Source organism: Streptomyces sp. NPDC043878, from assembly GCF_056435735.1.
This window is the reverse complement of sequence record NZ_JBWKDW010000006.1, coordinates 156637-182288: the sequence shown is the minus strand read 5'-3', so window position 1 is coordinate 182288 and position 25652 is coordinate 156637. Positions and strand designations below refer to the sequence as shown.

24 protein-coding genes and 2 pseudogenes are annotated in these 25652 nt (G+C 66.7%); 16 read left to right on the top strand and 10 right to left on the bottom strand.

The features are described from left to right. Positions 1-137: 137 nt before the first annotated feature. The 3 genes from AC07AZ_RS11270 to bldG form a co-directional block, all read right to left on the bottom strand. Positions 138-2543 (bottom strand): sodium-translocating pyrophosphatase, encoded by a 2406-nt coding sequence (locus AC07AZ_RS11270; RefSeq protein ID WP_478846198.1) that lies wholly within the window; start codon positions 2541-2543, stop codon positions 138-140. 347 nt (positions 2544-2890) lie between these two features. Further along, positions 2891-3328: an ATP-binding protein gene (locus AC07AZ_RS11265; RefSeq protein WP_478846196.1), complete on the bottom strand. Its 438-nt coding sequence runs from the start codon at positions 3326-3328 to the stop codon at positions 2891-2893. A gap of 116 nt (positions 3329-3444) precedes the next feature. After that, positions 3445-3786 carry an anti-sigma factor antagonist BldG gene (gene bldG, locus AC07AZ_RS11260; protein WP_356037354.1) on the bottom strand — a complete coding sequence of 114 codons (342 nt, stop codon included), beginning with the start codon at positions 3784-3786 and terminating at the stop codon, positions 3445-3447. Positions 3787-3946: 160 nt separating this feature from the next. On the opposite strand from bldG, the gene AC07AZ_RS11255 reads away from it, so the two are divergent. Beyond that, the gene (locus AC07AZ_RS11255) at positions 3947-6403 is read left to right on the top strand and encodes a DEAD/DEAH box helicase (RefSeq protein WP_478846193.1); all 2457 of its coding nucleotides are present in this window, start codon (positions 3947-3949) and stop codon (positions 6401-6403) included. Positions 6404-6635: 232 nt separating this feature from the next. Here the strand turns inward: AC07AZ_RS11255 and AC07AZ_RS11250 are convergent. From AC07AZ_RS11250 to AC07AZ_RS11225, 6 genes and pseudogenes are all read right to left on the bottom strand, one after another. After that, a pseudogene (locus AC07AZ_RS11250) lies at positions 6636-7046 on the bottom strand (Rv3654c family TadE-like protein); the annotation flags it as partial. A 203-nt stretch (positions 7047-7249) separates the two neighbouring features. Next, positions 7250-7642: a TadE family type IV pilus minor pilin gene (locus AC07AZ_RS11245; protein ID WP_478846191.1), complete on the bottom strand. Its 393-nt coding sequence runs from the start codon at positions 7640-7642 to the stop codon at positions 7250-7252. After that, entirely contained in the window at positions 7629-7838 is a 210-nt protein-coding gene (locus AC07AZ_RS11240) for a DUF4244 domain-containing protein (RefSeq protein ID WP_478846189.1), read from the bottom strand. Before AC07AZ_RS11240 ends, AC07AZ_RS11245 begins: the two co-directional genes overlap by 14 nt. Before the next feature lie 106 nt (positions 7839-7944). Continuing rightward, positions 7945-8733, bottom strand: coding sequence for a type II secretion system F family protein (locus AC07AZ_RS11235; RefSeq protein WP_478846187.1), 789 nt, complete (start codon positions 8731-8733; stop codon positions 7945-7947). Beyond that, a complete protein-coding gene (locus tag AC07AZ_RS11230) occupies positions 8730-9620 on the bottom strand; it encodes a type II secretion system F family protein (protein ID WP_478846185.1) in 891 nt (296 codons plus the stop codon). Before AC07AZ_RS11230 ends, AC07AZ_RS11235 begins: the two co-directional genes overlap by 4 nt. Before the next feature lie 238 nt (positions 9621-9858). Beyond that, positions 9859-10209: pseudogene (locus AC07AZ_RS11225) on the bottom strand (ATPase, T2SS/T4P/T4SS family); the annotation flags it as partial. Between the two features lie 43 nt (positions 10210-10252). Here AC07AZ_RS11225 and AC07AZ_RS11220 point away from each other — a divergent pair. The 3 genes from AC07AZ_RS11220 (at position 10253) to AC07AZ_RS11210 (ending at position 13400) form a co-directional block, all read left to right on the top strand. Then, positions 10253-11815: a recombinase family protein gene (locus AC07AZ_RS11220; RefSeq protein ID WP_478846183.1), complete on the top strand. Its 1563-nt coding sequence runs from the start codon at positions 10253-10255 to the stop codon at positions 11813-11815. 570 nt (positions 11816-12385) lie between these two features. After that, entirely contained in the window at positions 12386-12751 is a 366-nt protein-coding gene (locus tag AC07AZ_RS11215) for an HNH endonuclease (protein WP_478846181.1), read from the top strand. A gap of 208 nt (positions 12752-12959) precedes the next feature. Then, on the top strand, positions 12960-13400 hold the full coding sequence (locus tag AC07AZ_RS11210) for a phage terminase small subunit P27 family (protein ID WP_365403889.1): 441 nt from the start codon (positions 12960-12962) through the stop codon (positions 13398-13400). A 32-nt stretch (positions 13401-13432) separates the two neighbouring features. On the opposite strand, the gene AC07AZ_RS11205 is transcribed toward AC07AZ_RS11210, so the two are convergent. Next, on the bottom strand, positions 13433-13804 hold the full coding sequence (locus AC07AZ_RS11205) for a hypothetical protein (protein ID WP_478846179.1): 372 nt from the start codon (positions 13802-13804) through the stop codon (positions 13433-13435). Positions 13805-13863: 59 nt separating this feature from the next. Between AC07AZ_RS11205 and AC07AZ_RS11200 the strand changes: the two genes are divergently transcribed. From AC07AZ_RS11200 to AC07AZ_RS11145, 12 genes are all read left to right on the top strand, one after another. Next, the gene (locus AC07AZ_RS11200; RefSeq protein WP_478846177.1) at positions 13864-15414 is read left to right on the top strand and encodes a terminase large subunit domain-containing protein; all 1551 of its coding nucleotides are present in this window, start codon (positions 13864-13866) and stop codon (positions 15412-15414) included. Positions 15415-15453: 39 nt separating this feature from the next. After that, positions 15454-16794 (top strand): phage portal protein, encoded by a 1341-nt coding sequence (locus AC07AZ_RS11195; RefSeq protein ID WP_478846175.1) that lies wholly within the window; start codon positions 15454-15456, stop codon positions 16792-16794. After that, positions 16787-17419, top strand: a complete 633-nt coding sequence (locus AC07AZ_RS11190) for an HK97 family phage prohead protease (protein WP_478846173.1) — start codon at positions 16787-16789, stop codon at positions 17417-17419. The genes AC07AZ_RS11195 and AC07AZ_RS11190 overlap by 8 nt, the downstream gene beginning before the upstream one ends. Before the next feature lie 8 nt (positions 17420-17427). Next, positions 17428-18621, top strand: a complete 1194-nt coding sequence (locus tag AC07AZ_RS11185; RefSeq protein WP_478846171.1) for a phage major capsid protein — start codon at positions 17428-17430, stop codon at positions 18619-18621. Positions 18622-18693: 72 nt separating this feature from the next. Then, positions 18694-19062 (top strand): hypothetical protein, encoded by a 369-nt coding sequence (locus AC07AZ_RS11180; RefSeq protein WP_478846169.1) that lies wholly within the window; start codon positions 18694-18696, stop codon positions 19060-19062. A gap of 10 nt (positions 19063-19072) precedes the next feature. Next, the gene (locus AC07AZ_RS11175) at positions 19073-19507 is read left to right on the top strand and encodes a hypothetical protein (RefSeq protein WP_478846167.1); all 435 of its coding nucleotides are present in this window, start codon (positions 19073-19075) and stop codon (positions 19505-19507) included. A gap of 14 nt (positions 19508-19521) precedes the next feature. Beyond that, the gene (locus tag AC07AZ_RS11170; protein ID WP_478846165.1) at positions 19522-20505 is read left to right on the top strand and encodes a phage tail tube protein; all 984 of its coding nucleotides are present in this window, start codon (positions 19522-19524) and stop codon (positions 20503-20505) included. A gap of 11 nt (positions 20506-20516) precedes the next feature. Beyond that, the gene (locus AC07AZ_RS11165; RefSeq protein ID WP_478846163.1) at positions 20517-20954 is read left to right on the top strand and encodes a phage virion morphogenesis protein; all 438 of its coding nucleotides are present in this window, start codon (positions 20517-20519) and stop codon (positions 20952-20954) included. After that, complete coding sequence (locus AC07AZ_RS11160) at positions 20955-21230, top strand: hypothetical protein (RefSeq protein WP_478846161.1); 276 nt, start codon at positions 20955-20957, stop codon at positions 21228-21230. Positions 21231-21546: 316 nt separating this feature from the next. Continuing rightward, entirely contained in the window at positions 21547-23736 is a 2190-nt protein-coding gene (locus tag AC07AZ_RS11155; RefSeq protein ID WP_478846159.1) for a phage tail tape measure protein, read from the top strand. A 48-nt stretch (positions 23737-23784) separates the two neighbouring features. Next, positions 23785-24651 (top strand): hypothetical protein, encoded by an 867-nt coding sequence (locus AC07AZ_RS11150; RefSeq protein ID WP_478846157.1) that lies wholly within the window; start codon positions 23785-23787, stop codon positions 24649-24651. Between the two features lie 3 nt (positions 24652-24654). Next, entirely contained in the window at positions 24655-25647 is a 993-nt protein-coding gene (locus AC07AZ_RS11145; protein ID WP_478846155.1) for a hypothetical protein, read from the top strand. Positions 25648-25652: the final 5 nt, after the last annotated feature.

Sequence of the window (25652 nt, the reverse complement as noted above, 5' to 3'; positions counted from 1 at the left end):
CACAAACACGCCGTGGAGACCGTGCAAACGAACCGACCGTCCGCGCAGACACTCGTGCGACCTGTTTCCCGCGGAAGAAAAAAAACCCAAGGCGCGCCCCCCCCCCCGCTCCTTGGTGAAGAGCGCCGTACGACGGCCTACGAAACCACCGCGGGATCCGACGAGTTGGACACCCGCTCGGCGTTGTCCTCCTCTCCCACGGCGATCCCTCGCCGTTTGGAGACGTAGACCGCGACCGCGATGACCAGGAACGCGAGAACGGCGATCATGATCCGCACCCCGATGCTCCGGTCATCGCCGTAACTGAACTTGATGACCGCCGGCGCGATGAGCAGCGCCACCAGGTTCATCACCTTCAACAGCGGGTTGATCGCGGGACCCGCGGTGTCCTTGAAGGGGTCGCCGACCGTGTCCCCGATCACCGTCGCCGCATGGGCCTCGCTACCCTTGCCGCCGTGGTGGCCGTCCTCCACGAGTTTCTTCGCGTTGTCCCACGCGCCACCGGAGTTGGCGAGGAACACGGCCATCAGCGTGCCCGTGCCGATCGCGCCCGCCAGGAACGCGCCCAGGGCCCCGACTCCGAGGGTGAACCCGATGAAGATGGGCGCCAGCACGGCGAGCAGACCGGGCGTGGCGAGTTCGCGCAGGGCGTCCCTGGTGCAGATGTCGACGACCTTGCCGTACTCCGGCGTCTCGCTGTAGTCCATGATCCCGGGCTTCTCACGGAACTGCCGCCGCACCTCGTAGACCACGGCGCCCGCCGACCGCGACACCGCGTTGATCGCGAGCCCCGAGAAGAGGAACACGACCGCCGCGCCCGCGATGAGCCCGACGAGGTTGTTGGGCTGCGAGATGTCCATCATCAGCGTCATCGGCGCGCCCGGTCCGCTGAGCTTCTCGCCGACGTCCTGCGCGCCGGTCGTGATCGCGTCACGGTACGACCCGAAGAGCGCCGACGCCGCGAGGACCGCGGTGGCGATGGCGATGCCCTTGGTGATGGCCTTGGTGGTGTTGCCGACGGCGTCCAGGTTGGTGAGCACCTGCGCGCCCGCACCCTCGACGTCTCCGGACATCTCGGCGATGCCCTGGGCGTTGTCGGAGACCGGCCCGAAGGTGTCCATGGCGACGATCACACCGACCGTGGTGAGCAGACCGGTGCCGGCCAGGGCCACGGCGAACAGCGCCAGCATGATCGACGTACCGCCGAGCAGGAACGCCCCGTACACACCGAGCCCGATCAGCAGGGCGGTGTAGACGGCCGATTCCAGACCCACGGAGATACCGGCGAGGACGACGGTGGCCGCGCCCGTGAGCGAACTCTTGCCGATGTCCCGCACCGGACGGCGGCTGGTCTCGGTGAAGTAGCCGGTCAGCTGCTGGATGAGTGCCGCCAGCACGATGCCGATCGCCACGGCGACGAGCGCGAGGATCCGCGGATCGCCGTCCTTGGCCCGGACCGTCGCGTCGGTGACACCGTCGAGGTCGCCGTACGTGCCGGGGAGATAGACGTACACCGCCACGGCCACCAGCACGAGCGAGATCACCGCGGAGATGAAGAACCCCCGGTTGATCGCGGACATGCCACTGCGGTCGGCGCGGCGGGGCGCCACGGCGAAGATGCCGACCATCGCGGTGAGGACGCCGATCGCGGGCACGAGCAGCGGGAAGGCGAGCCCGGCGTCGCCGAAGGCCGCCTTGCCGAGGATCAGCGCGGCGACCAGCGTCACGGCGTACGACTCGAACAGGTCGGCCGCCATGCCCGCGCAGTCGCCGACGTTGTCGCCCACGTTGTCGGCGATCGTCGCGGCGTTGCGCGGGTCGTCCTCCGGAATGCCCTTCTCGACCTTGCCGACGAGGTCTGCGCCCACGTCGGCGGCCTTGGTGAAGATGCCGCCGCCGACACGCATGAACATCGCGATCAGGGCGGCCCCGAGGCCGAAGCCCTCGAGCACCTTCGGCGCGTCGGCCGCGTACACCAGCACCACGCAGGAGGCGCCCAGCAGACCGAGCCCCACCGTGAACATGCCGACGACGCCGCCCGTACGAAAAGCGATCTTCATTGCTTTGTGTGAGACGGCGGTGAGATCTTTTTCCGGCTCGCCCTCCGCCGGGGTCGCCTCGCGCGCCGCGGCGGCGACACGGACATTGCTGCGGACGGCGAGCCCCATGCCGATATAGCCGGTGGCCGCCGAGAAGCCCGCGCCGATCAGGAAGAACACCGATCGCCCGGCGCGCTGATTCCAGTCGTCCGCGGGCAGCAGCATGAGCAGGAAGAACACGACCACGGCGAATACGCCGAGCGTGCGAAGCTGCCGGGCCAGGTAGGCGTTCGCGCCTTCCTGGATGGCCGCCGCGATCTTCTTCATGCTGTCGGTACCCTCGTCCGCCGCGAGTACCTGGCGCACCAGGATGCCCGCGACCACGAGGGCCGCCAGGGCGACCAGGGCGATGACCATCACCATGACGCGATTGCTGTCGGTCAGTACTGCGGCTGCGAAGGTTGTGGGGTGATCGAACTGCTGAGGGGTAGAAAGCCCCGCCATTCGTCCTCCTTGACGCTTGGGCTGAGCTCAAGATGTGGACGGATTGTAAGTAGCGGAAGCTGATCAAAACAGTACGCGGTAACTGGAATTAGCCTTTGCACGCCCCGCAGCAAATGATCGGCAGGCCACGACAGGACCCGAATGGAGTAATGCCCCGAAAGCATTGGCCCCTGATCGCCCCTCGCCCGACCCTTGATCGGCCCTTGATCGGCCCTTGATCGAATGGGCGAGGCATTGATCGTGAATTCCTTCACGAATTCCCCCGTGCCGGCCGGAAGAGTGTTCCGGAAGCGCCAAGGGCCCTGCTGAGCAGGGCCCTTGGCGATACGAGAGTGACGAGGTCGACGTCAGGTGAGCACCGCGAGCGGCGGCGTGGTCGGCCAGGTCATGCGGATCAGTCCGCCGTGCTCGCCGGCGGAGACCTCCACATCGTCGACGAGTCCGCTGATGACCGCGAGGCCCATCTCGTCCTCCTCGGTGTCCGCGTCGCTCTCTCCGTCCGCGCCACCGGAGCCCCGTTCGCCGGGGACGGTGTGCGGTGCCTCGTCGCCGACCTCGATGGAGAACTGCTTCTCGTCCTCGATCAGCAGCACCATCACCGGAGCGGTGATCCCGCCGGACTGGTGCAGTCCGACGGCGCGCGAACACGCCTCACCGACGGCGAGGCGGACCTCGTCGAGGACGGCCTCGTCCACTCCGGCCCTGCGCGCCACCGCTGCCGCCACCAGACGGGCGGTCCTGACGTGCTCGGGCAGCGCGCTGAAGCGGAGTTCAACGGTGGCCATGCATCCCCCTCGCAACTACGGGCGTGCTGTCGGGGGACCGGGCCGTCGAAAGTTCCGGACCCCCCTCGTTCACTACTGACGGTCCGGGCGGGACTGCGTTCCGCCCGGACCGGTGATCAGTCGGTGGCTTCCACCGCTTCCTCGACCGAGGTGTGGATCGGGAACACCTTGGTGAGGCCGGTGATACGGAAGATCTTGAGAATGCGCTCCTGGTTGCAGACCAGGCGCAACGAGCCCTCGTGTGCACGCACCCGCTTGAGTCCTCCCACCAGCACGCCGAGCCCGGTGGAGTCGAGGAAGTCCACGCCCTCCATGTCGACGACAAGGTGGAAATTGCCGTCGTTCACCAGCTCGACCAGCTGTTCGCGCAACTTGGGCGCGGTATATACGTCGATTTCGCCACCGACCCTGACGATCGTGCGATCGCCGATGGTCTCGGTCGACAGGGACAGGTCCACGGATCCTCCAGCACCTTGCTATCGAGCGGTCGCCCTATGGGACACCTCGGCAGAGCCCCCTGGACGGTTCGCCAGCCGCGATGGCATTCAATCACTTACGGCAGGCGTGCACGACGCCTTGGTCCCATTGTCCGTCAGGCCAGTGACACACTCGGTGCCGATGGCCAAGAATCACCGATCCGACCGAACCCCGACGGACCCCGTGTCCCGCCTCTCGCCGGGCGCGGTCCTGGACCGGCTCGCCACGGGGCCGAGCCGGACTTCGCGCATCACTCATACGGAGCACTTGCCCCCACGTGAGGGCCGCCATGCCGTCTGGCCGGACCGGATTCGCGCGGAGGTCATCGCGGCGGTGCAGGCATGCGGCATCGAACACCCCTGGGCCCACCAGGCACGGGCGGCCGAGCACGCCCTGGACGGCGACTCGGTCGTCGTCGCCACCGGTACGGCGTCGGGCAAGTCGCTCGCCTATCTGGCCCCCGTCCTCTCGACACTCCTGGACGGCTCCGAGGCCGCCAACGGCCGCGGCGCCACCGCCCTCTACCTCGCCCCCACGAAGGCCCTCGCGGCCGACCAGTGCCGCTCGGTGAAGGAACTTTCACAACCGCTGGGCAATCGCGTACGCCCCGCGGTCTACGACGGCGATACTCCGTTCGAGGAGCGGGAGTGGGTCAGGCAGTACGCCAACTACGTCCTCACCAACCCCGACATGCTGCACCGCGGGATACTCCCGTCCCACCCGCGCTGGTCCTCCTTCCTGAAATCCCTGAAGTACGTCGTCATCGACGAGTGCCACACCTACCGCGGTGTCTTCGGCTCCCACGTCGCCCAGGTGCTGCGCCGCCTGCGGCGCCTCTGCGCCCGCTACGGCGCCTCTCCCGTCTTCCTGCTGGCCTCCGCGACCGCCGCGGAACCTTCGGTGGCCGCCCGCCGCCTGACCGGCCTGCCCGTGGTGGAGGTCAACGACGACGCCTCCCCACGCGGCGAGCTGGTCTTCGCGCTGTGGGAGCCCCCGCTCACCGAGATGCGGGGCGAGAAAGGCGCGCCGGTCCGCCGCACCGCCACCGCGGAGACCGCCGACCTGCTGACCGACCTCGCCGTCCAGGGCGTCCGCACGGTCGCCTTCGTACGCTCCCGGCGCGGCGCCGAGCTGATCTCGGTGATCGCCCAGGAGCGGCTCGCCGAGGTCGACCGGTCGCTGGCACGGCGTGTCGCGGCCTATCGCGGCGGCTATCTCCCCGAGGAGCGCCGGGCCCTGGAACAGGCCCTGCACTCCGGCGAACTGCTCGGCCTCGCCGCCACCACCGCTCTCGAACTCGGCATCGACGTCTCCGGTCTCGACGCCGTGCTGATCGCCGGTTACCCGGGCACGCGCGCCTCGCTGTGGCAGCAGGCCGGCCGCGCCGGACGGTCCGGGCAGGGCGCCCTCGCCATCCTGATCGCCCGCGACGACCCGCTCGACACGTTCCTGGTCCACCACCCCGAGGCCCTCTTCGACCAGCCCGTGGAGTCCACGGTCCTCGACCCCGACAACCCGTACGTCCTCGCGCCCCACCTGTGCGCGGCGGCCGCGGAGCTGCCCCTGGTGGAGGAGGACCTGGAGCTCTTCGGTCCCGCAGCGGAGGAGCTCCTCCCCCAGCTGGAGGCAGCCAAGCTGCTGCGTCGCCGGACGAAGGCCTGGCACTGGACACGCAGGGAACGGGCCGCCGACCTGACCGACATCCGCGGCGGAGGCGGACAGCCGGTACAGATCGTCGAGGCGGGCACGGGCCGGCTGCTCGGCACGGTCGACGAGGGCGCCGCCCACACGACCGTCCACGAGGGCGCGGTGCACCTGCACCAGGGCCGTACCTACCTGGTGCGCTCTCTCGACCTGGAGGACTCCGTCGCCCTCGTCGAACAGGCGAGCCCGTCCTACTCGACGGTCGCCCGCGACACGACCTCGATCTCCGTCCTGGAGACGGACACCGAGATCTCCTGGGGCAGCGGCCGCCTCTGCTACGGCTCCGTCGAGGTCACCAACCAAGTGGTCTCCTTCCTGCGTCGACGGCTCATGACCGGCGAGGTGCTCGGCGAGACGAAACTGGACCTCCCTCCCCGCACGCTCCGCACGCGCGCCGTGTGGTGGACGGTCACCGAGGACCAGCTTGACGAGGCCAGGATCAACCCGGAGATCCTCGGTGGCGCACTGCACGCCGCCGAGCACGCGTCGATCGGCATGCTCCCCCTGTTCGCGACCTGCGACCGCTGGGACATCGGCGGCGTGTCGATCCCGCTGCACCCCGACACCCTCCTCCCGACGGTCTTCGTCTACGACGGCCATCCCGGCGGCGCGGGCTTCGCGGAGCGCGCCTTCCACACGGCCCGTGCCTGGCTGACGGCCACCCGGGAGGCCATCGCGTCCTGCGAGTGCGAGACGGGCTGCCCGTCCTGCATCCAGTCCCCCAAGTGCGGCAACGGCAACGACCCCCTGCACAAGCGCGGGGCGGTGCGACTGCTCACGGTGCTGCTTCGGGGGGCTCCGGAAGAGAAGGCCGCGGCGGGGGCGGGCGAAGAGCGGGCGGCGACGGAGACAGAGCCGGAGCTGGGTGGGCCGGCGCGGGTGCCTGGTCCGTAGGGGGAGCCGTCGCTGAGGCCGGCGCGGGAGCCTGGCCCGCAGGGGCCGCCGATAAGGCCGGCGCGGGTGCCAGGCCCGCAGGGCCCGCTGACAAGGCCGGCGCGGGTGCCAGGCCCGCAGGGCCCGCCGGTGAGGCCGGCGGGGTTGCCTTGCCCGCAGGGCCTGTCGCTGGGGACGTCTGCTTGGCAGTGTGCGGAGGACTGACCGAAGGGAGCCGGCCGGCGAAGTCCGGAGGGTCCGTCGGTGAGACCGGTTCCGCCGGTCCCGCCCGCGCTCTGACCTCGGCCGCGAACGGGGGCCGTCCCGACCTGACCGTCACGTCCGAGATCTGGCCCACGACCACGCACCGCACGAGCCGCGCCCCCTGGGCTCCGGTCACGCGGTCGGCCCGGGCGCAGGCAGCCGGACCGCCCTCCGCCCAGTGGTCCGCCGCCGCCAGCGCCGCGAGATCCGCCCCGCCCGCCGCACGGTGCCGGCTCACGACGGCCTGCCCCAGAGCGAGTACGACCCCGAACACGACGCACAGCACACCGATCGCCCCGATGCTCCAGACGGTGGCGGAACCCCTGTCGGAACTCCGGACGAGGGCCCACCGCCCGGCGTTTGCGGGGCCGGAGCCGGGGACGCCTCGGCGTCGAGGCATCGGCCGGTGTCCGAGGCGGGGCCGTACAGCGGCCCCGCCTCGGGCGCCGGGCCGACAGCGTTCACCGGGCCGGCAGCGCGCTCCGGACTGGCAGCCCGCATGCCCCCGGCAGCCGGCAGCGGCCCGGAATCCCGCACCGCGCCCACGGTGAGAGGCGGGCGCCCAGTCGACAGCGGTCCGGCAGCCCGCGGAGTCGTCGGCCATCACCCCGCCTCCGCCCCTACTGGCCCTGCCCCTGGCCCTGTCACCGTCTCCTCCGCCAAGGCCACGGCCTCCTCCCGCACCTCGAAGGGCAGTCCGCGCAGCACGGGCGGCTGCGCGACCACCGCCACGCGGACCTGGTCCCCCTCCCGGCTGACGGCGACCTTCGCTCCGCGTGGCGCCACCTCACGGGTCACCCTCACCACGGCGTCCGGCGGGTCCTGGCGGGCCGCCGCCCGGGCACCCGTCCGCGCCGCGTCCACACACTGGATCTGGGCGCCGATGACGAGCAGCCCCCACACCAACGCCATCGCGAACATCACGAGGACGGGCAGCACCACGGCCGACTCCGCCGTCACGAACCCTTCGTCAGCCCCCCGCTCACACCCCCGCATCGAGGGCCCGTTTCACGATGCCCTGCAACTCCGCGGTGACCTCCCCGCTCGTCACCACCTTGTAGAGGATCACGGCGAACGCCACCGCCGCGACGATCCCCATCGCGTACTCGGAGGTGACCATCCCGGCGTCCCTCCGCGCCGTACGCGCCCTGCACACCAGGACGCGCATCCACGCCCGAACCACCTTGTACATCGCAACCCCCGTTGGGATCAGTACCGCTCTGGTCTGGTCTTTCGCTTCTGTTTCTCGCCGGTTGTCCACCGCCCGCTCCAGGCGGCCGGCCGTCATGCCGTGCCTCTCATCTCCCGCCTCCTCCCAGCGCTCCGCCCGCGAGTCCGATGACCACAGGCAGGACCCCGATCGTGATGAACGCGGGCAGGAAGCACAGCCCCACCGGAGCGGTGACCGTCACGGCGGCCCGCCGGGCTCGTGCCGTCGCGGCGCGGCCCCAGTCGGCGCGGGCGTCCGCAGCGAGCCGGGCGACCGGTCCGGCGGCGGGGAGGCCGGACACGCCGGCTCGTTCCAGCAGCCGGGCCAGGGCCTCCGCGCCCGGTATCGAGGCGAGCCCGCGCCACGCCTCGCCCGGTTCGCAGCCGAGCCGCACCTGCGCGGCGCCGTGGGCCAGCCGGTCGCCGACCGGCCCGCCCAGGGCCTCCCCGACGGCCTGCGCCGCCATGACCGGGCTGGCGCCCGCCGCAATACAGGCCGCCAACAGGTCAGCCGCGAGGGGTAGTTGCCGCACCGCCGCGCGGGCATCGAACGCTGTCCCGGCGTCGGCGGTCCGCCGGCGTCCGCGCCATCGCCACAGACCGATTCCCGCGGCCAGCCCCAGCGCCGCACCGAGGAAGCCGCCGATCAGAGCCCACCCGGCGCACACCGCGGCCGCCGTCCGCAGCCATCGCCGCAACTCCTCCCTCACCTCGAAGCGTGGTCCGGCGGGCGCCGTGTCCACCACCGCCAGCAGTTCGGCCAGCCGCCGCCGGACCTTCCGATCGCGGCGCACCGCCTCCAGCAACCGGATCAGCCAGCCGAGGACCAGCAGCGTCCCCAAGGTCACCCCCAGCCTGTGGAAAACCTCCGTGCTCACACCGCCTCCGCTCCCCGCACGATCCGCATCGCCCACCACATCCCGAGGCCCTCCAGAAGGCCGCCGATCAGCAGGCATCCGAGCCCTGGTCCGGTGTGCAGCAACACGTGCAGCGGATCGGCGCCGAGGGCGAACCCGAGGAACAGACCCAGCGCCGGCAGCCCGGCGAGCATCACCGCGGTGGAGCGGGCACCCGCCAACTGGGCGCGCAGGTCCGCCCGCTGGTCCCGTTCGGCTCGCAGTGCCCCTTCGAGGCGGTCCAGCCCGGCCGCCAGGCCGGCCCCCTGATCCACTGCCACGCGCCAACAGGCGGCGAGGCCCAGCAGCCCGTCGGCGCCTGGTTGCCGAGCGGCTCCCGCGAGCGCGCCCGGGACATCGCCGCCGAACCGTGCCGCCGCCAGCACCGCGGCCTGCGCCTCACCGAGTCCTCCGGAGTCGGGGACGGCACTCAGCAGTGCCTCGCCGGGTTGCCGCCCGGCACGCAACTCCCCAGCGAGCGCCCCGCACAGCGCGATCACCGCGTCTCCTCGACGCTCCCGGCCGCGTCGCGCCTCGGCGGCCCTCCGCAGCCGCCGCAGCAACGGCACCCCGGCCGCCCCCGCGACGACCGGCAGCACGGACGCACCCAGCACGCCGAGCACCAGCCCGGCGGCCAGCGACCACCACTCGGCCCGCACTCTTTCGCGCAGGAGCCGCAGCCGACCGGCCCATCGGTCCCCAGCGGGTGGCCCGACCCCCACCACTCCGCCTCCCGCGAGCAACAACCGCGCCCGCCGCACACCGGAATTCCGCCCGCCCAGCAGCCACACCGCAGCCCCCGCACACACCGCGGCAGCGCACAAAGACATCGGCCCCAGCGACGTCTGCGTCCACGACGTCTGTGCCATCTCTGTATGTGCCGGCGCCATCCGTCCCGACCACGCCTGTCCCACCGACATCGCTCCCATGGACGTCTCACCCATCCCGTTCACCGTTCCGATCCACCTCGCCGCACTCCCGCTCTCCTCCATCGCCAGGCGCCGGCGGCCAGACATCCGGGGCCGCCCCGACTCGCCTCGCCCGCGCGCTGTCTCGACGCGCATGTCCACAACCCGCCATCCGCGGGGCACGGTCGGCCGCACGCTCTCACCCCCGACGCGTCCCGCCGACCTCGTCTCCCACCCCGTAGCCACCCCCGCTCCGCAGCAACTCCCGCAACCGCTCCCATCCCCGCTCGTACGCGAACGCCTCCGCGCCCCACCGCAGCGCCGGCACTGTCCGCACCAGTCCCGACGCGTCCCGCTCCAGCACATGCACCTCGGCGACGCGCCGCCGGCCGGTGCGGTCCCGCGCCAGGTGGAGGACCACCGACAGCGCTGCCGCCAACTGGCTGTGCAGGGCGGCACGGTCGAGCCCGGCGGCCGTGCCGAGGGCCTCCAGCCGGGTCGGCACGTCAGCAGCGGCGTTCGCGTGCACGGTTCCGCAGCCGCCCGGGTGTTTCGCCTAGCCATTCAGGCAACCGACTCGCTTGAAGGCCAACGTGAGACAGCCGACGTGCATCATCTACATCCGACTTAGCCGTGACTCCGACGAGTCCACTTCTGTAAAGAGCCAAACCGCAGCGTGCCGGGAGTACGCAGAGCGCAACGGGTGGCGAGTGCTCTTCGTCGCGGAAGACGTAGACGTATCCGGTGCCTCACGGCTCGAAGACCGCGAAGGCATGGGGAAGGTACTCGCGGCGCTCGGCAAGGCCGATTACGTGCTTGCCGCGAAGCTCGACCGGTACGCGCGGAGCGTGCTGGAGTTCTCGCGTCTCCTCAAGGCGACCGAAGACAACAGCGCCACACTTATCACTGCCGACGGCACTCTGACCCCCACAACTTCGAAGCTCGTCGTGCATGTCCTTTCCGCGTTCGCAGAATTCGAGCGGGATCAGATCAAAACTCGAATCCTCACCAGCAAGGAACAGTTGCGCACCGAAGGCCGTTGGTTGGGTGGTCTCGCCCCGTACGGATACCGAATCGTCAAGCGCGACGGCGGCAAGTATCTCGAAATCGATGAAGAAGCGGCGGCGGTGCTTCGCGATGTTGCCGACAAGCTCGTCAACAAGGGTGCTTCGTTGACCGGCATCATGCATGACCTGAACGCGCGCGGAGTGCTCTCCCCTGCCGACCACGCACGGAAGCGCGACGGCCGAAAGTTGCGCGGAACCAAGTGGAGCACCACAACGCTTCGCGACGTGCTCATTACGCCTGCCGTCCGTGGCTACCTTTGCCAGGCTCCGGCGGACAAGCCGCGTTGCGCCGAGAACCTAATTCCGGTCCTCAATGCGAAGGGTGAGCCCGTACAGGTCGGCCCCGAAATCTTCAATGCAGCAGCGCACGACACGATCAAGGCCAAGCTCAAAAAGCCCAGCGTGGGCAAGGGCTCAAAGCGCACAGGTAAGGCACTCCTCTTGCACGTCGCTGAGTGCTCGGATTGCTCCGGTCCGATGTACCACCAAAACCGCGTTGTCAAGGGTACGGATTACTCGACGTATCTGTGTCAGAACGGTGTCGGAAAGAAGAGCGTGCACCCGTCGAACATCGTCAAGGCAAGCGGCATCAACGAGACCGTCGAAACGGAATTCTTGAAGCGCTTCGGCAACTTCGGATGGCTGCAAGAGGTAGTGCACGAAGGACGCGACCTTGACCGGGAAATCACGGAAACCGAAACGAGCATTGACAACCTCAGCGGCAATCTCGAATCCCTACCCTCCGGGGGCCGCAGCGCGAAGCGCATCACGGGACAGATCACAGAACTCGAAGAGAAGCTTGCAGCGCTTGAGAAGGAAGCTGAGACCCACGTAGACGGCCCCCGCTCTGAGTGGGTGAAGACCGGGCGCACGGTGGCCCAGGAGTGGGCGGAGAGGGACACAGACGGCCGTCGAAGCATGCTCACGGACTTCGGGGCGGTAGCGACCGTCACGCCCCTTCCGAAGACCGCTGAACGCCGCTACAGCGACAGCCGCGTGACCGTCGTCTTCCTGGGGCCGGAGTGGTACCGCGACAACCCGGCAGCGGGAGAGCTGGCCGCGATCGAAGCGGTTGAGCTAGTCGCGTGACGTAGATCACAGCGCGAAGGGTCGACTCCCCCAGGGTCGGCCTTTTCGTGTGCCCTGATCTAGTTAGTTAGCCTAACTAGTGACACATCCTTGATCTTGAAGCCTACTCAATTGGGCCCCTGACCTGGGAAGAGTGATGAAGTGACGATTCGAGTAGTCGATCAGGAATCACCATAGGAATCCCTAAGGGAAAGTCGGAGTGGAGTCCGTACCGTCACATCGTCACCGCGCTGACCACTCATCGCGCCGACGGCCGGAGCCTGCCGGGCAATCGACTCGCTCACATCGTAGGCACGGGCAATCGACTCGCTAGATAGGGAGTGAGAGAGGGAGTACCGCGCACCCTTCCGGCTCAGCGCCATTCGGCGGACTGGCCTCCCTTCTCTCACGGTGCATGCTCCCCGGTGACCACTCTTCGGCCCTGGGTTCTGAGCGTGCACCCATCCCCTTGAGGCGTGGTGGACGCCTGGAGCGCGGCAGTGCACTGACCGGTTCAAGTCCGGTCAAGGGGGCTCGCATCTAGCCCACTCAATTTGAGTGGGCTGAATCTGTTGAGGTAGGGGGGGTGACATGCGCACCCGGTGCATTGACTGTAGGGGGTGGGCTACCCACTCCGGCCGGTGCCGCGTGCACCACAAGGCTTACGAGAGCGCACGCTCAGTACAGTCGCACAGCAAGCGCCGTGAGGCCATTGCACGTGGGGACAATGCTGCGGCTCGTCTCCGTAAGGCCGTGCGTGCCGCGATCAGGACCGTCGGCTTCGTCGAGTGCGCCACCTGTCGGGGTCACTTCCTCGGCTCTCAGGTTGACGTCGACCACATCACGCCCCTTGCGAAGGGTGGCGAAGACGTTGACGGCAACGTTCAGGTCTTGTGCAAGCGATGCCACAAGACGAAGACGCGTGCGGACTTCCCTTCGAAGACTCCGCCGTTCTGAGTCGGATGGGTGGGGAGAGCGGTTCGAAAGTTCGGACCGTAAGCCCTCAGCGATCCCGGCCCCAGCTCGGAAAACGCGCGCTGGGTGTGACGCCGGACCCCGGCCCCCCAGGACCAATACCCCTTGCAGTTACTGGGCAAGGCCGCTGCCGACCCCCGGAGAAAGGCACCCGTTAAGGGGTGGTTAAGACCCCCGAAGGTGGTGTGACGTGACCCGTAGCAAGTCCCCGGACGTGCGGACCGGTAACGCGTCCTACGCCGACGAGCCGGTTGCCCCGGTCGTGTACGAGGGTCGCGCCCCACGGGTGCCTGTTCACCTCAAGGCCACGGGCCGTGACGTGTGGCGGAACGTGTGGGCTGCCGGTTCGGGTGCCTACTCCCCCGACACCGACCGGAACATCATCCTGAGGTACGCGGAGCTTCACGACCGGCGAGCCGAGTTGCTCGACCGCGTTGAAGCCGACGGCTACCTGTCTGAGGGCTACTCCGGGCAGCCGGTTGCGCACCCGCTCTTGCGCTATGTCGAGAGCACCGAAAAGGAACTCCGCAGCATCGAGACCGTCATTGGCTTCACGCCCGAAGCGCGCATGCGCCTAGGGATCGTCGCCGCTGAGGCTCGGAAGGTTGCTGCCGGTCCCGAAGATTTCTAGTGCCCCCAGGTTTCCCCAGGGGCACTAGAGGGCTACTGCGCTGCGCGACTGTTGACCATGGTGGCGAACGTCCGCGCCTTGCCTTCCTTGCCCGCTCCGACTTCGCGGAGCATGGCGGACCCGTCGGCGCCTTCAATTGTGATGAAGAGTTTCGTCGAATCCTTCTTCAAGGCAAGCGCGAAGATGCCGGTAAGTGCGACGCGCGTTGCCGTGATGCGTCTCGCCGTTTCCCCCCTGTCAACGGTCACGGTCGCTCCCTGTACGGGCACGTCATCTTGACCCATGAACCGGAACGTAGCTCCGTCGTTGACGACTCGGATTCCGAGAAGCCCCGCCGCAACGGATAAGTCGCGTGCGCGCTTCGCGGCTTCCTTCTCTTCCTGCGTCTTCTTTCCACCAAACATTTGGTGATCCCTCCCCTTTATCGGGCGGGATTTTAGCACGCACCATTTGGGGGTGACCGGTGAGCAAAATCGACCCGGTCATTGCCCGGCACATTCCGGCGAACGCGCCCTTTCCTTCTGAGGGCTACCGCGTCGCGAAATGGATCGAAGAGTTCTGCTACTTGACCGGCTCGTTCGCCGGGCAGCGATTCAAGCTCTTGCCGTGGCAGCGGGATCTACTCGTTGACGCGTACCGGCTCGAACAGGATGCGTTCGGCCGGTGGAAGCGCAAACACCGAATGGTGGTTGTGTGCATCGCGCGCAAGAACGGCAAGAGCACGATTGCCGCTGCGGTCATGCTGTACCACCTGATCGCCGACAGGGCTGACGCTCAGCGACAGGTGATCGCTGCGGCCAATGACCGCAATCAAGCGCGCATGGTGTTCGACGCTGCGAAACAGATGGTCAAGGCTTCTCCGAAGCTGTCGGCCGTGTGCGACGTGCAGCGTGACGTGATCCGTTACAAGGACTGCACGTACCGCGTCGTGTCTGCGGACGCCGGACGGCAACAGGGACTCAACCCGTCGGCCGTGTCGCTCGACGAATACGCGTTCAGCAAGAACGCCGACCTGTTCGACGCGCTCACCCTGGGTTCTGCCGCGCGCAACCAACCCATGACGCTCGTCGTGTCGACGGCCGGACCGGACCCCGACGGGCCCTTTGCCGCGCTGTGCGAGACGGGCGAGCGAGTCAACTCCGGTGAGCTGAACGACCCGACGTTGTTCTACCGGTCATGGGGTCCGCGTCTCGGTGACACGGTCGACCACACCGACCCGGAAGTCTGGAAGCGCTGCAATCCGTCGTACGAGATCCTGAACGAAGAAGACTTCCGCGCTGCCTGTCAGCGTTCGACGGAAGCTAGCTTCCGGATCTACCGGTTGTCTCAGTTCGTGCGCGGAGCCTCTACGTGGCTGCCTCACGGCCTTTGGGACTCCCTTGCGAGGGAAGACGCCCTTGAGCCCCGGGAAGCCGTCGTACTGGGCTTCGACGGCTCTTGGAAGGGCGACAGTACGGCGCTCGTCGCGTGCCGCGTGAGCGACCTTCGCGTGTTCGTGCTCGGCCACTGGGAAGCTCCGCAGGATGACGCGCATTGGCGCGTGCCCATGGCCGACGTCCGCGAAGCCCTTCACGAAGCTCTCGCTACGTACAAGGTCGTCAATCTCGTCGCTGACCCGTACCGGTGGGAAGAGACGCTAGACAACCTTGAGGCTGAGGGTTACCCGGTCGAAGCGTTCCCGACCAACTCTCTTAAGCGCATGGTCCCGGCGACTCAGGCCGTGTACGACGCGGCTCGCGATGGCCGCATGTCCCATGACGGCAATCCGGCTCTTGCCCGGCACATCGGTAACGCGGTGCTCCGTGAGGACAAGAACGGCGCGCGCATCACGAAGGAACACGCTTCCTCCCGCCGGAAGATCGACCTTGCCATAGCCATGATTCTCGCCGTTCACGGTGCGGTCATGTGGCGTGAGGACAACGGCGCATGGACTGAGACGGCAATTCTCGCGACCTGGGAGGACAACGACGGCACGCACGTGATCGGCGGTGAAGCCGGGATGTTCGACGACTAGACAGCTCACTCAATTTGAGTGGGCTAGAAGGGGGCCCCGGTGGGTTTCTGGTCTGACCTACTCCGCCGGGGCACGAGCCCCGCCCTTGCGTCCGCCAATGAAGCGCGGGCATGGGAGCCGTACGACCCGACGCTGTACGGCAACACCGCCGCTTCGGGCGAGCGCGTGACGAGCACTCAGGCACTACAGGTGTCGGCCGTGTTCGGGTGTGTCCGGCTTCTGAGCGAGACGATTGCCACGCTGCCTATCTCGACGTACTCACGTCGTGGTGGCGCACGCCGGGAGGTCGTCTCTCCTGAGTGGCTTGAGTATCCGAACGCCGAACCCGGGGGCATGGGTCGGATCGACGTTCTGTCTCAGACGGTCCTGTCCCTCTTGCTTGAGGGCAACGCGTATCTCGCTGTCCGGTGGAACGGTCCGAACATCGTCGGTCTCGACGTGCTCGACCCGTCTCGGATCGTGCCGCACATGGTGACGATCGACGGGGTTCGCCGGAAGGTCTTCGAAGCGTTCGATATCGACGACGACGGCAATGAAGTCTTGCTTGGGTGGTTCACGCCCCGGGACGTGCTTCATATTCCCGGGATGATGCTGCCCGGCGACTTCTCCGGGGTGTCTCCGGTGGCGTACGCGCGTGAGTCCATCGGGCTCGCTCTTGCCGCTCAGAAGTACGGGGCGCACTTCTTCCGCAATGGGGCTATGCCGTCGGCAGTCGTTGAGGTTCCCGGGTCCATGTCGGAAGACGGGCTCAGGCGTGCGCGGGACGCGTGGCGCGTCGCCAACTCCGGTGTCGAGAACTCAGGCAGGGTCGCCCTTCTCACGGAAGGTGCGAAGTTCTCGAAGGTGGCCATGAGCCCCGACGAAGCACAGTTCTTGGAGACCCGGCAATTTCAGGTTCCCGAGATTGCGCGGATTTTCGGTGTGCCGCCTCACCTGATATCCGACGCGACGAACTCGACTTCGTGGGGCTCCGGTCTTGCCGAACAGAACATTGCGTTTTCCATGTTCTCTCTGCGCCCGTGGCTTGAGCGGATTGAGGCGGGCTTCACCCGGCTTCTGTTTGCGGAGACGGCCGACCGCATGAAGTTCGTCAAGTTCAACCTTGACGAGATCAAGCGCGGTGCTCCCAAAGAGCGTATGGAGCTGTACTCACTCGGCTTGCAGAACGGCATTTACAGCATTGACGAAGTGCGCCATGCCGAAGACATGGCTCCGCTGCCCGACGGTCTCGGCTCGACCTACCGCGTGCCGCTCAACCTGGGGGCTGTCGACGACGAGCCGGAGCCTGAGCCGAAGCCGGAACCCGCACCCCCGACCGACGAGCCGGTGAATCCACCGGTCGAGAACGAGCCGGACGACGAAGGGGGCACGGATGCCTGATCTTGAGCTTCGGTTCGCGGTGAGCCCGCCGGAAGAGCGGTCGGCCGACAACGGTCTGATCGTGATGCGTGGGTACGCCTACCGGTTCAACGACCTGTCTCACGACCTGGGGGGCTTCCGGGAGCGGATCATTCCCGGGGCCGGTGCTCCGTCGCTGCGGCAGAACGACGTGCTTGCCACGTTCAACCACAACGCGAACGCGTTGCTCGGCCGGACGGGTGCGGAGACGCTCCGTGTCGGCGAAGACCGTGAGGGCGGTTGGTACGAAGTCGACTTGCCCGACACCACGACCGGCCGTGACGTTGCCGTACTCCTCAAGCGCCGTGACCTTCGCGGTAGCTCGTTCACGTTCGGTGTGCTCGACGGCGGGCAGCGACGTGCCGACGAAGACGACCCCGAGACAGGGCTTCCAGTCCGGGAGATCACGGCAATGAACGTCGTCGAGCTGGGGCCGGTCGTGAATCCCGCCTACCCCACAACTCAGGCTTCGCTTCGTTCGATCGAACGGGCTTTGTCTATCGGGGAGTTCGCGCCCCCGGCTGAAGTGCGCGATTCCCAGCCTGCGGATTTCATCCCGGCTTCTCACCATGCCGCGCGTGCTTTGTTCCGCGCGCTTTCTAAGTAAGGAGCGTCATGGACGCAACGACCCTGAGCGCCAACTTCGAAGCGCGCGAGAAGGCTACGCACGAGCTTCGCACGCTGACCGACGAGTACGCGGGCAAGGACATGCCCGCTGAGGCTCGCGAGAAGGAGACGAACCTTCTCACTTCGATCGCAGACTTCGACGGCCGGATCAAGCGCGGTGTCGAGTTCCTCAAGGCCAACGACGGTGTCTCTGCTCTCATGCAGGGGCTCAAGGGGACCGGAGAGAAGCGCGACACTGACAAGCTCGCTGAGGCTGCGGCACAGCTCCGCTCTCTGGGCGGTGAGTCCGGCATGGGCAAGCGGCTGGAGTTCGCCCCGGAGCGGATCGAGCGCCGGACCGTCGACCGGCCGACGAACCCGAACCTCCTCGCCCGGACTCTGTTCGGTCAGCTTCTCGCTCAGGCTGTCGAGCGCTCGACCGTCATGCGCAACGGTGCGACGGTGCTGACGACGTCCGGGGGCGAGCCGATCGACTTCACGGTTGTCGTCGGCCGTGCGTCCGCGTCCATCGTGGGCGAGAACGGCGCGATTCCCGAGAGCGAGCCGACCACCGTTCAGCGTCCGGTGGGTGCCTACAAGTACGCGTACGCGTCCATCGTCTCTTCGGAGTTCATCGACGACCAGGCACTTGACCTTGTCGGCTTCCTGGTCGGCGACGCGGGACCGGCCATCGGTGACGGCATGGGCCGTCACTTCCTCACCGGTACTGGCACGGGGCAGCCGAAGGGCGTCATCCCGGCTTCCCAGGGTGCGACCGCGACGTACAAGGCCAACGCGAGCGACGCGACCGTGTCTGACGCACTGATCGATCTCTTCTACGAGCTTCCTTCTTCGTACCGGCAGAACGCGGCCTTCGTGGTCGCGGATCTCACGGCCGCGAAGATGCGCAAGCTCAAGGCCACGGACGGCACGTACCTGTGGCAGTCGGCCATGACCGCCGGTGCCCCGGACACCTTCAACGGCAAGGTCGTCGCGACCGACGACGGCATGCCTGCGAACAAGGTTCTCTTCGGCGACCTGAGCAAGTACCGAATCCGTCTCGCCGGTCCGCTCCGCGTCGAGCGGTCGGCCGACTACAAGTTCATGAACGATCAGATCGTGTACCGCTTCATTCAGCGCGCTGACGGTCTGCTCGTCGACGAGCGCGCGACCCGCGTTCTGACCGTCACTCCGGCCGCGTAAGTCCGGCAGGCACGGGGGCTCAGTCCACTCAAATTGAGTGGTCTGGGTCCCCTGCCCCGGGAAGGGGGTTGCATGCCTTACGCGACGATTGAGGAAGTCCGCGCGCTCGACGGGCTCGACGACTCCGCGCTTTTCTCTGACGGCACGCTCAGCGAGGCAATCGACTTCTCGGTTGAGACAGTCGAAACGTACTGCGGTCAGAAGTGGGACACGACGGAGAGCCCGACGCCGGAAACGATCCGGTGGTGTGTGCGCACGCTCGCGCGGCAATACGTGCTCGACCAGGTGTCCCGGATTCCGGATAGGGCCCTACAGCTTCAGTCCGAATTCGGGTCGATTCAGCTTGCGCAAGCCGGTGGTAACTGGCGTCCGACTTCGCTGCCGGAAGTGAACGCGAAGCTGAATCTGTACCGGGTCCGACTCCCGTTCATTTTCCTGTGAGGGGTCCGGGGTGGCGCTGATATTCGACACGAAGGTTGCCCTGTTCGACCGGCTCAAGGGGACAGTTCCCGCCGGAACGCAATGCACCTTCGCGGAACAGGGCGACAGCAACCGTCGTCGGCAAGTCTTCCTTGGCTCGACGACCGACGACGACATGCAGTCGGCAGCGTTTCGGGACGGCCCGACGAAGCCGACGAACGTGACCGGCTACGTAGAGGTACACGCGATCAATATCACTCCCGGCGACCCGGTTGCCGCTGAGCGTGGCGTGTACGAGCTTCGCGACGCGATCACTGACGCGTGTTCCCAGGTCGACAGAACGACCGTGAAGGGGCTCGTCGACCTACGCCCAGAGTCGGCCACGGTCGACACGGCGGAGACGACTGACGGGGCGTACAGCGCTCTCACAATCCGCGTCCGCGTCCGTGGGCGCGTCATGCAGTAGAAGGGGGCGCGCGCATGGCGCTTGACGCAAGCATTGGCATTGGCCGCGAAGACGCGTACGGAACTCTCTCGCCGGTGGTCGAGGGGTACGAGGGGAAAGCCGACTCTTGGAAGACTTCGCGGGAGTTCATCGAGTCCGTCGGCTTCCGTGCGGGCATGCAGACGGCACGCGCCGACCGCCGGAACATAATCAACATGGGCGGCGAAGGTGAGCTTGAGGTTGACCTACTCGACGCCGGAGCTTCCTCGCTCTTCCTCGCCGCGTTCGACAAGGTCACTGTCTCGACGGCGAACGGGATCAAAACGACCGTTGCGGAGACGAGCACCGACAGCGCGTCGCCTTCCTTCTCGGCTCAGATGGTCCGGCCGACGGTCGACGGAACGAAGGTCGGTTACCGGCACGTCGGCTGTGTCGCCACCGAGTGGGAGCTGACGGCCGAAGTCGAGAACGCCGTTGCGCTCACGGTCACGTTCGACTTCCAGGACGTGACGCATACGCAGGTTGCGGCTCAGATCATCGCGCCGACGTACCCGGCGGAGTCGTACCCGTACGACTGGACGCGTACCGCGATCACCCTGACTCGCGCCGGTGCTTCCGTTCCGATGGACGTGAGCAAGTTCAGCGTCTCGGCCGACCGGGGCATGAAGACCGACCGGCGTTTTCTCCGCGCGAATCAGTTGAAGAAGAAGCCGACGCGTAACGCGATGCCGTCGTACGAAGGTGAGCTTGAGGGTGAGTTCTCGGCTGACTCCCTGGGGCTGTACGAAGCCTTCATTGCCGGTGAGGTGTGCGGGCTCGTGCTCGACCTTGACGGGGTGCTTCCGGGTTCGGCACTGAAGATCGAGTGCCCGGCGATTCAGTTCACGGGCGAGTCGCCTGAGTCCGCCGTTGACGAAGTCACCGTTCACACCCTTCCGTTCCGTGTGCTCGACCCGGGCACGGGCGTTGCCGCGATCAAGGCCACGTACACGGAGCCGGAGCCCGACGCGGCACCGTAAGGGGGCGGCTCATGGCATCGAACAATTCGGCGTACACGGTCCGCGTCGAAGGGCTCCGTGAGCTACAGCGGAACGTTCGGCAGCTCCGGGACCGGGAGCTAGGAAAGAAGATCCGTGAGGCCAACAAGGCAGCGGGAAACGTTCTCTTGCCGCAGGCCGTACACGAGAGCCCGGACGGAAAGCGCGACGCGAAGTCGAGCAAGAAATACCGTCCGGGCAAGCTCGACAAAAGCGTCAAGGTCGTTGCTTCTCAGAAGAACGTCGTGATCAAAGCGGGCTCCGCGTCCCGTGTTCCTTACGCGGCTGCAATTCATTTCGGTTACCGGAAGCGCAACATTCACCCGAACCGATTCCTTTACCGCGCCATGGCTCGCAAGAGCCCCCAGGTTGCGGCTACTTACGAACGGCTTGTTGCCGGTGTCGTGCGCGATTACTTGGAGAGTGAATAGATGCCCGCGAAGAAGACCGCTGCCGTTGCTCCCGACGTTCTGTCCCTGAACATCGACAGCCTGACTCTCGACGAAATCGAGATCATCGAAGACCTGATTGACGCTCCGCTCGATTCCCTGAGCAAGCCAGGTCAGAAGAAGGCCCGACTCCTCAAGGCCATGGCCTACGTGATCAAGCGTCGGGACAACCCTGACTTCACCCTTGAGGACGCGGGCAAGCTCCGGATCGAGTTGAAGGGCGGCAAGGCAAACCCTCCCGTAGCCAACGCGTCGTAACGGCTGCCCGGCTCGTCGGCCACTTCCGGGGGCTGTCGTGGGGTGACGTGAAGTCTCTTGAGCTGAGGGACTTCAACGCGTTGGTCGATCAGATGGTTGCCGACTTGGAAGCGGAGAAGGCGGCGACGAAACGCGCTCAGCGCGGGGGCCGCGCCGGTCGTCCGGCCACGGGGAACGGGGAGCGTCGTACTCCCGTCATGACGTAACGCTCAGTAAATGATCATGCTTATGCCGGCACGGGGTGAACTCGTACAGAAACGGACATAGGCGGCCCCGCGGTCGCCACTGAGCGTAACAACTGCATAGGGGGTGCATCGTGGCCGACCCGATTCGGATCACGCTTCTCGGGGACGCTGACCAACTCGCGGACACCCTTGCCGACGCGGGCGACGACATAGCCGCGTTCGGTGACCAGGCGAAGACGCTTGCTCTCGCGGCCGGTGGTGCAATCGCTGTCGGCATCGGTGCGGGGCTCATGGAAGCACTGAGCCAGGAAGCCGACACAGACCTTCTCGCGGCACAGTTGGGTGCGTCCCCGGCGGAAGCTCAGAAGCTGGGCAAGGCTGCCGGTGAGGTCTACGCGGACGGTTACGGCGAGTCCGTCGCCGACGCGAACGAAGCGCTCAAGAACCTTTGGCAACAGGGGCTTGTTCCGGCCGGTGCCACTGCCGACGAAATGGCGAACATTTCGAAACAGGCAATGGACGTGTCCACGGTCCTGGGTGACGAAGTCGGCCCAACCGCTAATGCCGTCGGTCAGATGTTGAAAACCGGCATGGCGAAGAATGCCACTGAGGCATTCGACATTCTCGTTGCCGGTACTCAGAACGGCGCGAATAAAGCCGAAGACCTGTTGGACACGTTCAACGAGTACGGCACTTCATTTCGAACCCTGGGGCTCGACGGCAAGACCGCAATGGGCCTGATTTCTCAGGGCTTGCAGGGTGGCGCGCGTGATGCCGATCAGGTCGCCGACGCACTCAAGGAATTCAGTCTGGTCGCCGGGCAGGGTGGTACCGCGATCAATCAGGCCTTCGCTTCGATTGGCCTGAACGGCAGTCAGGTCACGAAGGACGTGAACGCCGGGGGCAAGGCCGCTTCGGATGCTCTCGGGTCGGTGCTCGCGAAGCTCCGCGAGATGCCTGCCGGAGCCGCGAAGGCGAACGCGGTCAAGACGCTCTTCGGTGGTCCGGGTGAAGACCTGGGGGCCGCGCTCTTCTCGCTGAACGTGGACAAGGCCACGGATGCTCTCGGCAAGGTCGACGGTGCCGCCAAGAAGGCAGGCGACACCATGCACGACAACGCGGCGAACAAGGTCAAGGTCTTCACTCGCTCGCTGCAACAGGGTGTCGTCGACTTCCTCGGAACGGCCGTCGTTCCTGCGGTCGAAGCCCTTGCCGACAAGCTCTCGGGTGTCGGCGACGCGATCACAGTGACCGCCGGTTTCATTGCTCAGCACAGCACGACGTTCGGGATCATCGCGGGCGTGATCACGGCCCTGATCCTCCCGGCCTTGATCGCATGGGGTGTGCAGCAAGTCATTACCGGCGCTCAGGTGGTTACCGGGTGGGTCACTACGGCAGCCGCTTCGGTCACGTCGGCAGCGACTCAGGTTGCCGCGTCGTGGTCGACCGTCGGGGGTTGGATCGCTGCCGCTGCCCGTGCCGTCGTCTCCGCTGCCGTGATCGTGGGTTCATGGGTCCTCATGGGTGCTCAGGCACTCATTCAGGCGGGTGTCATGGCCGCTGCCTGGCTTGTCGCTATCTGGCCGATCGCCCTTGTGATTGCCGCTGTCGTGGCTCTCGCGCTGGTCATCTGGCAGAACTGGGACACGGTTAAGAAGTACACGCTCGAAGCCTTTCAATGGGTTTGGGATTGGGTCAAGAAAATCTTCGGATGGCTCAAGGATCTCTTCCTGAACTTCACGGGTCCGGGACTCCTGATCAAGCATTGGGACACGATCGTCACGGCCACGACGAACGCTTTCAAGTGGGTTCGGGATAAGGCGAAGGCGGGAATCGACGCGGTTGTTGGGTTCGTGACGGGGCTCCCCTCACGGCTCCGATCTGCCCTGTCGTCGCTCGTGAACGCGGGCAAGTCGATCGGCGGAAGCGTGATCGACGGAATCAAGAACGGTCTCGGCAAGCTGGGGGGCTTCGCTTCCTCGCTCGCGTCGACCGTGACCCGTGCCGCGAAGGGTGCAATCAATGGCGTGATCGACCTTCTCAACTGGGCAATTCCCGACAGGTTGGGTTGGGGCAAGCTATCGATCTCCCTGCCATCGAATCCGATTCCGAAGATTCGCGCCATGGGCGGTCCGGCCCGTGGTCTCACTCGCGTCGGTGAGCGTGGGCCGGAGTGGGTGAACCTCCCGGACGGCTCGACCGTCATTCCCAATCACGCGGGCACGTCGGGAACTGGGGTCGTCGTCAACGTGCAGACGAACGCCGACCCGTTCACGATCGGGCGCGAGGTGGCGTGGGCCCTTCGTACGTCACCCGCATAACTCAGCCCCCTCAATTTGAGTGGGCTGGACGCTCAGGGAGGGGCCGGTATGGCGGAGTTGGAAGACTGGACGTGTTCGTACAACGGGCTCGTCATGGGGGAACCCGACTCCGCCATATCAATCGTTCAGGTCGACGGGCTGTTGTCGCTGCCGGAAGTCCGCTCTTCGGATCTCACCCTTGTGCAGCGTCACGGCCTGTTTGCCGGGGACGACTACATGAACGGCCGCACCGTGACTCTCACGCTTGAGGTTTACGGTTCCACGCGGTCAGAGTTCACTGAGGCTCTCAATGCGGTACAGGCTGCCTTTATCCCCGGGAACCCGGAAGCGGCTTTCACGTTCCGGTTCCCCGGGGTTGCGGCCGACCAAACGGCGTACCTCATGGCACGGCCTAGGAAGCGGTCGGCTCCGCTCGACCTGAACTTTGCCTACGGCGTGTGCAACGTCGTGGTCGAGCTGTACGCGACGAGCCCGTACATGTACGGCGACGCTGCCCGTGAGGCTGTCGTGAGGTACCTCAAGCGCGATCAGGTGCCGTCGGGCATGGTCGTGCCGACGACCGTTCCGTTCACGGTCACGGATGCCGGGACTCCCCCGGCGGACCCGGTCACATGGGTCACTGAGTGGGGCTCCATTCCGGCACGTCCGACCGTCGCCGTGACCGGCGGAGCTAGCCCGGTTCTCTGGGACGACACGACGGGGCAGCGCTTCGCGGTCGACTTCAACGGCAACTTCGTGGTCGACAGCGCCAACGAGATCGTCACCGCATGGAACGGCAACGACATTACGGGGCTCGTCCATGACGGCTCCGTGTGGCCGGAGTACGGACCCGGCACGCACCGACTGAGGCTCACGAGCCGAGACGAGTACACGGCAGCGCGGGCAGTGCTGTCCTGGGTAGATAGGTGGGTCTGAGATATGGCGGGCTTCGTTTGGTTTCAGGACGGTGTGTCGTACGGGGGAAGCGACCTTGCCAACTTCAACAGCCTGAACATGCCCCGAATGGGCTTCACTCATTTGTTCGCGGGAGCGTCTGAGTTCCTGATGAGCAGTGACCAGACGGCTCGTACGGTGACGGTCGGTTCCGGCAACGCGCTCGTCGGTCTCGCGTCCGGCAGCGCCGTTTGGGCATGGTCCCCGGGCGCGACCGTGGCCGTGCCGACGGCAAGCAACGACAACCCCCGGCGTGACCTGATCGTTGCCCGTGTCACCACGTCGGCAGTCGACGGCACGAACGGTGTCGCGGTCGAGATCATCGCGGGCACTCCGGCGGCGACCCCGGTTGCTCCGGCACGCCCCAGCAACGCCGTTGCCCTGGGATGGGTGGACGTTCCGAAGGCGACGACTACCTTCACGCTGGCTGTCACGCGCTACACGGGCCAGTACCGCGATCAGGGCATCATGTCGGCCCCGGGCACGGTGGGGATCGATTGGGCCGGACAGCTTCCGTCGGCGTCGGCCGTCCGTGTCGGCGCGACAGTGGTCGACCTGGGAACAAATCAGCGTTGGATGCGTACTGCGGGCTCGACGTGGTTCACGTCGGACCCGGGTCCGTGGCGAGCCGTGACCTTGCAGAACTACCAGACTTCGGACGCGACCAACGTGACCGTTTCCGGCACGCTGTACGTCCGCGAGTCGTCGACCATGTGGGAACTGTCCGGCCGCGTCGATTTCTCTCCGGCGAAGGCTCCGGGACAGCTCGTCGTCATCGGCACGACCCCGACGACCATCACTCGCCCGTCGGTGACAACCTACGCATCGAGCGCTCAGACCTTCTTCTCAGCGACCGGCGCAGACGCGCGCATTGCCCTCATGTCCACGGGTGCGCTCGAAATGGCGGCAGTCGGCGCGCTATCGGCCCTGTACTGCAATGTCCAGATGAGCAAGGGCCCCTTCAATACAGCGTCTTAGACCAC